An 11236-nucleotide genomic window follows, 5' to 3' on the forward strand; every position below is an offset into this window, starting at 1 on the left:
ACGCAGAGCGATATGGCAAGGAGCTCCTTCAGGCTGTCGAAGACGTCAGACAGAATGGGCCGCGGAAGACACGCAAGGTGGGTCTATTCGGACTTGGGAGGCGACGCGCAGAATCGACGATTGAACTGGAAGAGCAGATCGATATCGTCGCAACCGCGGGCCGCTGGTTCGTTTTCTGGGGTGAAAGGGGGCACCCGATCCACGCCTACTACTAACGTAGATCGGGTCTAGGTCCCGCCTATTCCGGTAGGAAGTCCGGTACCGAAAGGTAACGCTCGCCAGTGTCGTAGTTGAAGCCGAGCACGCGCGATCCGGCGGGCAGGCTGGGCAGTTTCTGAGCGATGGCCGCCAGCGTCGCACCGCTAGAGATGCCGACCAGCAAGCCTTCCTTGGTGGCGCACTGACGGGCCATTTCCTTGGCCGCCTCGGGCTCGACCTGGATCGCCCCATCGATCGACTTGGTATGCAGATTCTCGGGCACAAAGCCCGCACCGATGCCCTGGATCGGGTGAGGGCCGGGCTGGCCACCGCTGATGACCGGTGAGAGCGTGGGCTCGACGGCATAGGCCTTCATCGCGCCCCAGCTCTTCTTCAGTTCTTCGGCACAGCCGGTCAGATGGCCGCCAGTGCCAACACCGGTGATCAGAACATCGATCGGGCTATCGGCGAAGTCTGCGAGGATTTCCTGCGCGGTCGTGCGCGCGTGCACCTTCCAGTTGCTCTCATTGTCGAACTGGCTCGGCATCCACGAGTTTTCGGTCTGTGAGACCAGTTCAAGCGCGCGCTCGATCGCCCCCTTCATACCCTTTTCCTTGGGTGTGAGGTCGAAACTGGCGCCATAGGCCAACATCAATCGGCGCCGCTCCAGGCTCATGCTTTCAGGCATGACCAGGATCAGTTTGTAGCCTTTTACAGCGGCGGTCATTGCCAGGCCGATTCCGGTGTTGCCGCTGGTCGGTTCGATGATCGTGCCGCCGGGCTTGAGTTTGCCAGCCTTCTCCGCATCCTCGACCATGGCGAGGCCGATGCGGTCCTTGATCGATCCACCGGGATTGGCGCGCTCGCTCTTCACCCATACTTCGTGATCGGGGAACAGGCGCGACAGGCGGATGTGGGGGGTGCCGCCAATGGTGGCGAGGACGGAGTCGGCTTTCATGTCAGGGCCTCCTTGCGGGTCGTTTCTGCGCCGGTGCTGTCCGGCAGGAATTCAGGGGCGAATGTCTTGGCCTGGCGAAGTTGGGGGAAGATCACTGCCCAGATTGCTGTGACTACTATGGCACCCACGCCGCCGAAAACAACTGCGCCGGTCGCGCCAAGCACCGCAGCGGCGAGGCCGGATTGCATCTCGCCCAACTCGTTCGATGCGGAAATGGCCAGGCCCGATATCGACGAGACACGGCCGCGCATCCGGTCGGGCGTGTTGAGCTGGACCAGGCTGGAGCGGATGAAGACCGAGACCATGTCGGCCGCGCCGAGCAGGGTCAGGGCGCCGATCGACAGGGCGAAGTTTCGGCTCAGCCCGAAGACGACAGTAGCCGCCCCGAATACGACGACCGCCCAAAGCATCTTGGGACCGACATTGTGCTCAAGCGGGCGCCAGGCCATCCACAAGGCGACGAGCGACGCGCCGATTGCAGGTGCACCACGCATGATGCCAAGCCCTTCGGGGCCGACCGCCAGGATATCGCGAGCGAAGACTGGCAGCATGGCGGTCGCGCCGCCGAGCAGGACTGCAAACAGGTCGAGCGTGATACACCCGAGCAGGAACTTCTGCCGCCAGGTGAATTGCGCGCCCTCGATCATCTGGCGAACGGGATGGCGCGGGGTGGCATCCTGTTCGGCGCGGATCGGGCGGATCGAGCGGATCAGTGCGGCGGAGCAGACCAGCATCCCGGCCGAAATCGCGTGTGGCAACCATTGGCTTTCCGCGAACAAGAACCCGCCCGCGGCGGGGCCGATCACACTGGCGACCTGCCAGGCGATGCTCGACATAGCGATGGCACGCGGCAGCAGCTTGGGCGGGACGATGTTCGGGGCAACCGCACTCATCGCCGGATTGACGAAAACCCGCGCCGTCCCGTGGAGCGCGGCGAGGCCGAACACGATGGGCAGGTTCAGCCCGCCACTCCAGGTCAGAACCGCAAGGACGACCGCAATTGTGCAGTCGGTCAGATTGGCGCATGCGGCGACAACGCGTCTGTCGAACCGGTCAGCCGCCCAGCCAGCGACTGGGGTAAGCACCAGCAGCGGGATGAATTGTGCCAGGCCCAGCAGGCCCAGCAGGAATGCACCTTCGGATGTCGAATAGCCGTAGTCGCTACGGGCGATATCGTAAGCCTGGTAGCCGATCAGCACGACCATCGACATTGTCGCGAAGACCGCCAGGAAGCGCGCCGCCCAGTACCGGCGGAAATCGGGAATAGCGAGCGGTGTCGCTGGCTCTATCGGGGGAGAAGACGCTTCAGAGCTCATGCCAAGCGCATGGCAGGCGCGCCTTCCGATGTGAAGACGCGCCTGCTTTGCGCTCTGGAATCAGATGTTGTCCGGGTCAGCGCAACTTGCGCAGGCGCGGGTTCGGCTGAATGGTGTCGATCATCGCCAGGAAGTCATCGACGCGGATGATCCGTTCGAACTGGAAGCCGGCGCGATTGTCGCGGGTCCAGATCACGTAGGATTCGATTCGACCAACGACCGGCAGCCGGATGATCACGCGATCGCCACGGGTAAGCCCTTCCGCATTATCGACCATGAAGCCGTTTGCGGAAATGTTCGCGATGTGGAGGCGCATATCGCCCTTGCCGAAATGCTCGGCAATCACCGGGTGATCGACCGGGTGGCGCGCCATGCGCCGCTGGTCGGTTACGCTCAGTTGTGCTCCGCCGCTCATGGACAGGGTATCCTCCTGGATTTCAATCGGGTCAGTGATGACTGGAAAAGGCTGATATTTGGTAAACCTCCCGTTTGAATATTCCCCCTATCCCGTCATTACGAGCGCAGAATGGCGTGCTTTTTCTTGCCAAGGCTAAGCCTTAATTCGGCCCCTGCAGGGGCGATTACCAGATGGCCGGGATCGGTGATGATTTCACCATCAAGTTTGACTGCGCCTTCGGCCAGCTTTCGCTTCGCTTCCCCGTTGGATGCCGTGAATCCGAGCGCGGTGAGCGCTGCACCGATGCGAACACCCTCGGCCCCCGTCGAAAGAGAGGGAAGATCTTCGCCGGCACCGCTGCCGGCAAATGTCTCAGCCGCCGTTCGTGAGGCGAGCTCTGCCGCCTCATTACCGCGAACGAGCTTGGTTACCTCATTGGCAAGGACCGTCTTCGCGGCGTTGATTTCGGCACCCTCGAGCGATTCGAGGCGCGCGATCTCGTCGAGCGGCAGGTCGGTAAACAGGCGCAGGAATCGGCCCACGTCACGATCGTCGACGTTGCGCCAGTATTGCCAAAAGTCATAGCTCGGCAGCTGCGCTTCGTTGAGCCACACCGCACCGGCCGCGGTCTTGCCCATCTTCGATCCATCAGCGGTGGTCAGCAAGGGTGTGGTGAGGCCAAACAATTCGGACCCATCCATTCGGCGGCCAAGTTCCATGCCGTTGACGATGTTGCCCCACTGGTCGCTGCCGCCCATCTGCAAGCGGCAGGCATAGCGCTGCGCCAGCTCGCGGAAGTCATAGGCCTGCAGGATCATGTAGTTGAATTCGAGGAAGGTCAGCGGCTGCTCGCGCTCTAGCCGCAGTTTGACCGAATCGAAGGTCAACATGCGGTTGATCGTGAAATGCGGGCCGACATCGCGCAGCAGCTCGATATAGCCGAGCTGGCTTAGCCATTCATCGTTATTGACCATCACCGCGTCGGTTGGGCCATCGCCGAAAGTCAGGAGCCGTTCGAACACCGTTCGGATACCGGCGATATTCGCTTCGATATCCTCATTGGTCAGCATCTTGCGGCTTTCATCCTTGCCGCTGGGATCACCGACCTTGGTCGTGCCGCCGCCCATTACAACGATCGGCTTGTGCCCGGTCTGCTGCAGGCGGCGAAGCATCATGATCTGCACCAGGCTGCCAATATGCAGCGAGGGCGCAGTGGCATCGAATCCGATATAGCCCGGGACCACCTGCTTCATGGCGAGCGCATCGAGCCCCGCGGGATCGGTGATCTGGTGAATGTAGCCGCGCTCTTCGAGGAGACGCAGTAGGTCGGACGAATATTCGGTCATGATGTTCACTTGCGTTGGAGCGCGGCGGTTAGCATGGGGGCAAGACAATGCAAGCGTATCCCCTCATCCCCCACCCTGCCAGGCCGCCGTTCGACGTCCGGTCGGTTGAGGCGCGGGTGAAGAATGACGATCCCAATTGGCTCACAATTCGCTGGCGGATCGACGGGAGCGCCCGACTTGCCTTACCTAAGCTGGGGGGCAGGCGACGTTTGGATGAGCTATGGCGAACCACCTGCTTCGAAGTGTTCCTGCAAGCGGGCGAGGGTCCGGGTTATTCGGAATTCAACCTGTCGCCATCGGAAGCATGGAACGCCTATGACTTCGACGATTACAGGGTGGGAATGCGCGAACGGCGGGTTGAGCGGGAACCTGTCCTCACCATGCGCCCGGGATCAAGCATGGCGATCTTCGATGCGGCAATTCCGCGCGAAATGCTGCCGCCCCTACCGTGCGCGATGGGCCTGACCGCAGTGATCGAAGAAGAGGGCCAGGTCACCAGCTATTGGGCGATCACCCATTCGGCGGACAATGCCCCCGATTTCCATAGGGCGGCTTGCTTCACGGGAATGCTTGAGGCACCCACGCTCGCATGAGATTTGGCATCGACCGCTTACTGAATGAGCCAGAGCTTCGCGCCGAGTTGGAAGGCAGGCGAGTTGCCCTGGTTGCGCACCCAGCCTCGGTAACTTCGCGACTCCAGCACTCGCTAGACGCGCTGATCGACATCGGGGTCAACGTCACCGGCGCCTTCGGGCCACAGCATGGGCTCAAGGGCGACAAACAAGACAATATGGTCGAGACGGCGGACGAAACCGATCCGCGCTACGGCATTCCGATCTTCAGCCTTTACGGCGAGGTCCGCCGCCCCAGCGGGCAGATGATGAGCTGTGCCGATGTCTTCCTGTTCGACCTGCAGGATCTCGGTTGCCGGATATACACCTTCGTCACCACGCTGCTTTACCTGATGGAAGAGGCGGCCAAGGCCGGCAAATCCGTCTGGGTCCTGGATCGTCCGAACCCGGCCGGTGGCCCGGTTGAAGGGACCTTGCTGGAGCCGGGGCAGGAAAGCTTTGTAGGCGCGGCGCCAATGCCAATGCGCCACGGACTGACGTTGGGTGAGATGGGGCGCTGGTTCAAGGCGCACTTCAACCTGGACCTAGACTATCGCGTGATCGAGATGACGGGATGGCAGCCAGGCCATGCTCCTGGCTATGGCTGGCCTACCGATCGCGTGTGGATCAACCCCAGTCCGAATGCGGCCAACCTGAACATGGCCAGAGCCTACGCGGGTACGGTGATGCTAGAGGGGACCACGCTGAGCGAGGGGCGGGGCACAACCCGCCCGCTCGAGGTATTGTTCGGCGCGCCCGATATCGACGCCGCCGCGGTGCGCGCGGAAATGGAACGGCTTGCGCCGAAGTGGCTTCGCGGCTGTGCCCTGCGCGAATGCTGGTTCGAACCGACTTTTCACAAACACGCAGGAACACTCTGTAACGCGCTGATGATCCATGCAGAAGGTCGGTTCTACAGCCACCACGACTTCCGCCCCTGGCGGTTGCAGGCCCTGGCCTTCAAGGCAATCCGCAGGCTCTACCCAGATTATCCTCTCTGGCGGGATTTTCCCTATGAGTATGAGTTTGACCGTCTCGCGATCGACGTGATCAATGGGGGACCATCGCTGCGCAACTGGGTAGAAGACAGCGAAGCCGAACCGGGCGACCTCGATGATCTGGCCGAAGCCGATGAGGCCGCGTGGAGGGAAACAATTGCCCCGCACCTGATCTATTCATGAGCGGGATCGACAGCCCCGATCCATTCATGGAGGAGGCTGAAGCGGATCGCCGCCTGATCGTCGATCGCCGGGATATCATCGCGACCCTGGCAAAGGCCGACTGCCGCATGCTTGCCGCGGATTACCGCTCTGCAAACGCTTTTTATGGCCAGGTCGGACGCCTTGCGGGAGAGGGGGTTGCGATCGAACGCGACGAGTTGCTGCGGGCGCGCGATGCCTGCTTGTGGCTGGCCGACCGGTTCAGGCTCAATATTGTCGAGGGACTGGCCGCACGAGGCATTGCCGGCTCCGCAATGCACCCGCGCTTCGCGAAGTCGCTCACCATCATGTTTGGGGAACAGCAGCGCGAGCCCGTCTTTGAGCGGTTCCCGCAGCTTCCCCAGATGTATTTCTATCCCGATCTGCCGTATCTGCAGTTCGACGATCCTAGACGGCACCCATGGATCGCGGCAGTCGAGCGCGAAACCGACGCCATACGCGGTGAAGCGGCCAAGCTCCTTCAATCGTCGGGAAACTTCGCACCCTATGTGAGCACCGACCACCAGCGCCCGCAGGGCGATGTTCACGGTCTGCTCGATGATCCTTCGTGGAGTACCTTGGATCTGACGATCAAGGGACAGCCAGCGCCTGAACGAATCGCACTGAGCCCGCATGCGTTTGAGACCATTTCTGGCTTGGCGCCTCTCTGCCAGATATCCAATCGCGCACCGTCGATCATGTTCTCGTTGCTACGCGCCGGATCGGCCATTCCGCCGCACACGGGGATGATCAACACGCGCCTTATCTGCCACCTGCCGCTGATCGTGCCGGGGCCCGGCCGATTGCGCGTGGGCGAACAGGCGCGCGAATGGGAAGTAGGCAAGGTACTTCTCTTCGATGATACTGTGGAACACGATGCCCGCAACGATGCCGATAGCGACCGGCTCGTCCTGATCTTCGACATCTGGAGACCTGAACTGGAAGCAATCGAACGCGAACAGATTCAGGCTCTCTTCGAGGTTGTCGACGAAGGCTGAGACGTACTCCCAATCCGCTTTCCCGGGGGCCCGGGCACAGATGGATTGGGGTATCGGAACTTGACCAAGTCTAGGAATTGGTAAAGCTGCCCTAGGGACAGAGTGCATACCGGCGCTTCGGGAGAGGAATTAATGGCTACCGCCGTACCAGCGGACGGATCGCAATCTGCAGTCAAAGCTACGCTGTGGATTCTGCTGATCGTTTACATCTTCAATTTCATTGATCGGCAGATCGTCAACATCCTGGCGGAGCCGATCGCCAAGGACCTCAAACTCTCCGATACGCAGATCGGCCTGATGACCGGGCTTGCCTTCGCGCTGTTCTACACAGTGCTTGGGCTCCCGATCGCGCGATATGCCGATCGTCCGGGGACAAGCCGCCCCCGGCTGATCGCGGTGGCACTGGCGATCTGGTCCGCGATGACCGCGCTGTGCGGACTGGCACAGAATTTCGTGCAGCTCTTGCTCGCGCGGATCGGGGTAGGGGTCGGGGAGGCCGGATGCACTCCCGCGGCTCACTCGCTGATCAGCGATCTCGTACCGAAGGAGCGTCGGGCATCGGCGCTTGGGTTCTACGCGCTCGGAATACCCATCGGGACCGTGCTGGGCATGATCATCGGCGGCCAGCTGGTCGACATATTGGGTTGGCGCCAGGCATTCATGATCGTGGGGCTGCCCGGGGTCGCGATGGCCGTGATTGTGTGGTTCGTCCTCAAGGATCCACGCCACCGCGCCCAGCAATCCTCCGTCACCCATCCTGCCGATCTGCCCGCACGCGACGCGCTGCGTTCGATCTTTTCGAGCAGGGCGCTGGTCCTGCTCCTGATCGCAGCCTCCTCTGCCGCCTTCCTGAGCTATGGCAAGGTCACCTGGGCGACGATCTTCTTCCAGCGCACGCATGGCCTGACGCCAGGGCAGGTCGGACTCTATTTCGGGATCGTCAACGGCGCGGGCGGGATCCTGGGCACCTGGCTAAGCGGCAAGATCGCCGACCGTTATGGCGCGACCAAGCGCCAGCATGTGCTCACGGCGGCCGCCATCGGAATGCTGCTCGTCGCGCCGACTGCTATCCTGGGCTATGCCGCCGGCGACTGGCGCATCGCGCTGTTCCTGCTGTTTTTCCCGACCTTCCTCGGCTCGCTATATTACGGCCCGACCTATTCGAGCGTGCAGGGCCTGGTCACACCGCAGGCGCGTGCGATGGCTTCTGCAGTGCTGCTGTTCTTCCAGAACCTCATCGGGCTGGGACTCGGCCCGCTGCTGTTCGGGATGCTTTCGGATGTGCTCAAGCCATCGCTGGGCGACGATAGCGTCCGCTGGGTGCTCTACATCGCGGCCTCGATGAGTGTGATCCCCGCCTACTTCTTCTGGCGGTGCAGCCTGCGGTTGGACGAGGAGCTCGACCAGAAGGGCTAATCTGGTTCGCGCACCGGATTGACCAGGCTGACCAGCACGAAGCTGATCAGCATCAGCAGGTACCAGCTGCCAAGCTTGGCGATGCCGACGGGCTCCCACCCGCTTTCCTGCCCGGGGTAGCTCCAGGCGCGGGCGAAGGTGCCGATATTCTCCGCGAACCAGATGAACAGCGCAACGAGGAGGAAGCCAAGCAGCAAGGGCATCCAGCGATGGGCGCGCCAGTTGCGGAAGTGGATGCGGGTCTTCCAGAACAGCAGAACGGTCAACGCAAACAGTGCCAGGCGGATGTCCGGGAGCCAGTGGTGCGCGAAGAAATTGACGTAGATTGCCACTGCCAGCGCATATGTCGTCCAGCGTGGCGGGTACTGCGAATAGTGGAAATCGAAGATGCGCCACACCCGCGCGATATAGCTGCCGACGCTGGCATACATGAAGCCAGAGAAGAGCGGGACCGCACCGATGTGCAGCACGCTCGCCTCCGGATAGATCCATGAACCGGCGCTGGTCTTGAATAGTTCCATCACCGTTCCGACCACGTGGAAGATCAGGATCACCTTGGCTTCAGCTAGGGTCTCGAGCCGGAACACCAGCATCCCCAATTGTATCGCCAATGCCGAAAGGGTGAGGAAGTCGTAGCGATGAAGCGGAGCACCTTCCGGGTAGAGGAAATGCGTGGCGAGGAGCAATGCGAGCATCAATGCCCCGAACAGGCAGGCCCAGCCTTGCTTGAAACCGAATAGCAGGAATTCGTAGAACCACAGCCGCCAACCCGTGCCGGGATCGAATTGTTCGAGGCGGAGTCGAACCGCCTCGAACCGGCTATGCTTCACAAGTTCACCCCTGCTTGCGGCTCAATTCGCGCATTGCGTCGTCGAGACCATCCAGCGAGAGCGGGTACATGCGATCGTTGACGATTTGCTTTATCACCTTGGTCGACTGCGAATAGCTCCACTGCTTCTCAGGCACCGGGTTAAGCCAGACGGTGGCGGGGTAGGTGTTGACCACACGCTGCATCCACACAGCGCCGGCTTCTTCGTTCATATGCTCGACACTGCCGCCCGGATGGGTGATCTCATACGGGCTCATTGCGGCATCACCCACGAAGATGACCTTGTAGTCATGGCCGTATTTATGGAGCACGTCCCAGGTCTTGGTGCGTTCCTGCCAGCGACGACGGTTATCCTTCCACACGCCTTCGTAGAGGCAGTTGTGGAAGTAGAAGAATTCAAGGTTCTTGAACTCGGTCGTGGCGGCGCTGAACAGCTCCTCACACAGCTTGATGAAGGGGTCCATCGATCCGCCGACGTCGAGGAACAACAGCAGTTTTACCGCATTGTGCCGTTCCGGACGCATGCGGATGTCCAGCCACCCTTGCTTCGCCGTGCCTTCAATCGTTGCGTCGAGGTCGAGCTCGTCCGCCGCGCCCTCGCGCGCAAAGCGGCGCAGACGGCGCAGCGCCATCTTGATGTTGCGGGTGCCAAGTTCCTTGGTGTTGTCGAGGTTCTTGAATTCGCGCTTGTCCCACACCTTCAGCGCGCGCTTGTGCTTGCTTTCGCCGCCAATGCGCACGCCTTCGGGGTTGTAGCCCGAATTGCCGAAGGGCGACGTACCTCCGGTACCGATCCACTTGTTGCCGCCCTGGTGGCGCTTTTCCTGTTCCTCGAGCCGCTGCTTGAGCGTCTCCATGATCTCGTCCCACGAGCCGAGCGATTTGATCGCTTCCATTTCCTCTTCGGTGAGGAACTTCTCGGCCACGGCCTTGAGCCAGTCTTCCGGTATGTCGACCGGGTTCTGGCCGTAGTCGGACATTATGCCCTTGAAGACCTTGGAGAATACCTGATCGAAACGATCGATCAACCCTTCATCCTTAACGAATGTAGCGCGCGACAGGTAGTAGAACGCCTCGGGCGTCTGCTCGATCACGTCCTTGTCCAGCGCCTCAAGCAGCGTCAGGTGCTCTTTGAAGCTTGCGGGGATTCCTGCTGCGCGCAGCTCGTCTACGAAGTTGAAGAACATGACCCGGGTCTAGCGCGATCGATTGCGCAGGCGAAGCGAAAAACGGGAATTCCCTTAACTCGGCGCTAACCATTCCTGTTTAATCGGCACAGGAAGGAAAGACGGGGGTCATTTCGACAATGGAACTCAAAACTATCGACGCAAATGGCGCCGCGAATATCAGCCTGATACCGGAAAGCTGCGGCAAGGTGACCGTGGGCTGCACCGATGTGGCAGGCATCGTCCAGGGGGTGATCGATTCGTTCGGCCACCTTCGCTCCGAATATGTGGAACTGCAGGGCACGGTACGTGCGCTCGACGATGACCAGCGCAAGGTGCTGGAAGCTAGCGACGAGGCGCGCCTACTGTCCGAACGTGCGATCGATCGCCTGGCCCAGGGTTCCGAACTGATCGGCAATTCGCTGGGCCAGATCGGCAACCTGCTTGGGCTCGTCGAAACGCTGACCCAACACGTGACCGGCTTTGCCGCCGCGATGGACCAGGTTCGTCGCAGCTCACAGGAAATCGAGCAAATTGCCGAGACGACCAATATCCTGGCGCTCAATGCCACGATCGAGGCGATGCGCGCGGGTGAGCAGGGTCGCACCTTCGCCGTGGTCGCGAATGAGGTGAAGACCCTCGCGAGCGAGACGCGCAAGGCGACGGAAGAGATCGGCCGCACCATCGATATGCTGGGCGCAGAAGCCGAGCAGGTGATCGAGAAGATCCAGGTCGGTGCCACAGCCAGCGCGGAAGCCAAGAGTTCGGTCACTGCGATTGAAAGCACTTTGCAGGGCGTTAC

The 11236-nt window shown here is 61.2% G+C and carries 12 protein-coding genes; 6 read left to right on the plus strand and 6 right to left on the minus strand.

All coding sequences use genetic code 11. The annotated features are described in order from the left end of the window. The coding region (locus tag AAFM29_RS14670) for a hypothetical protein (protein WP_341713533.1) at nucleotides 1-215 on the plus strand (215 nt) is incomplete at its 5' end. Nucleotides 216-238: 23 nt separating this feature from the next. Here AAFM29_RS14670 and cysK read toward each other — a convergent pair. The 4 genes from cysK to tyrS all read right to left on the minus strand — a co-directional run bounded on the left by cysK (nucleotide 239) and on the right by tyrS (nucleotide 4215). Beyond that, nucleotides 239-1156, minus strand: a complete 918-nt coding sequence (gene cysK, locus AAFM29_RS14675) for a cysteine synthase A (RefSeq protein WP_341713534.1) — start codon at nucleotides 1154-1156, stop codon at nucleotides 239-241. Then, the gene (locus tag AAFM29_RS14680) at nucleotides 1153-2472 is read right to left on the minus strand and encodes an MFS transporter (protein WP_341713535.1); all 1320 of its coding nucleotides are present in this window, start codon (nucleotides 2470-2472) and stop codon (nucleotides 1153-1155) included. The genes cysK and AAFM29_RS14680 overlap by 4 nt, the downstream gene beginning before the upstream one ends. 76 nt (nucleotides 2473-2548) lie before the next feature. Beyond that, complete coding sequence (locus AAFM29_RS14685; protein ID WP_173214577.1) at nucleotides 2549-2887, minus strand: PilZ domain-containing protein; 339 nt, start codon at nucleotides 2885-2887, stop codon at nucleotides 2549-2551. A 98-nt stretch (nucleotides 2888-2985) separates the two neighbouring features. Next, nucleotides 2986-4215, minus strand: a complete 1230-nt coding sequence (gene tyrS / locus AAFM29_RS14690; protein WP_341713536.1) for a tyrosine--tRNA ligase — start codon at nucleotides 4213-4215, stop codon at nucleotides 2986-2988. Between the two features lie 47 nt (nucleotides 4216-4262). Between tyrS and AAFM29_RS14695 the strand changes: the two genes are divergently transcribed. The 4 genes from AAFM29_RS14695 to AAFM29_RS14710 all read left to right on the plus strand — a co-directional run bounded on the left by AAFM29_RS14695 (nucleotide 4263) and on the right by AAFM29_RS14710 (nucleotide 8439). After that, nucleotides 4263-4808 (plus strand): DOMON-like domain-containing protein, encoded by a 546-nt coding sequence (locus AAFM29_RS14695; RefSeq protein WP_341713537.1) that lies wholly within the window; start codon nucleotides 4263-4265, stop codon nucleotides 4806-4808. Continuing rightward, nucleotides 4805-6007: a DUF1343 domain-containing protein gene (locus AAFM29_RS14700; RefSeq protein WP_341713538.1), complete on the plus strand. Its 1203-nt coding sequence runs from the start codon at nucleotides 4805-4807 to the stop codon at nucleotides 6005-6007. The genes AAFM29_RS14695 and AAFM29_RS14700 overlap by 4 nt, the downstream gene beginning before the upstream one ends. Then, the gene (locus AAFM29_RS14705; protein WP_341713539.1) at nucleotides 6004-7023 is read left to right on the plus strand and encodes an aspartyl/asparaginyl beta-hydroxylase domain-containing protein; all 1020 of its coding nucleotides are present in this window, start codon (nucleotides 6004-6006) and stop codon (nucleotides 7021-7023) included. Before AAFM29_RS14700 ends, AAFM29_RS14705 begins: the two co-directional genes overlap by 4 nt. A 132-nt stretch (nucleotides 7024-7155) precedes the next feature. After that, nucleotides 7156-8439 (plus strand): MFS transporter, encoded by a 1284-nt coding sequence (locus tag AAFM29_RS14710; protein ID WP_341713540.1) that lies wholly within the window; start codon nucleotides 7156-7158, stop codon nucleotides 8437-8439. Here the strand turns inward: AAFM29_RS14710 and AAFM29_RS14715 are convergent. Beyond that, a complete protein-coding gene (locus AAFM29_RS14715; RefSeq protein WP_341713541.1) occupies nucleotides 8436-9269 on the minus strand; it encodes a DUF817 domain-containing protein in 834 nt (277 codons plus the stop codon). The genes AAFM29_RS14710 and AAFM29_RS14715 overlap by 4 nt on opposite strands. Nucleotides 9270-9273: 4 nt before the next feature. Then, nucleotides 9274-10455, minus strand: coding sequence for a VWA domain-containing protein (locus AAFM29_RS14720; protein ID WP_341713542.1), 1182 nt, complete (start codon nucleotides 10453-10455; stop codon nucleotides 9274-9276). A gap of 119 nt (nucleotides 10456-10574) precedes the next feature. Here AAFM29_RS14720 and AAFM29_RS14725 point away from each other — a divergent pair. Then, nucleotides 10575-11236 (plus strand): methyl-accepting chemotaxis protein (locus AAFM29_RS14725; RefSeq protein WP_341713544.1); only part of this gene is annotated, 662 nt, incomplete at its 3' end.

The organism is Erythrobacter sp., assembly GCF_038133525.1.
Classification (GTDB): Bacteria; Pseudomonadota; Alphaproteobacteria; order Sphingomonadales; family Sphingomonadaceae; genus Qipengyuania.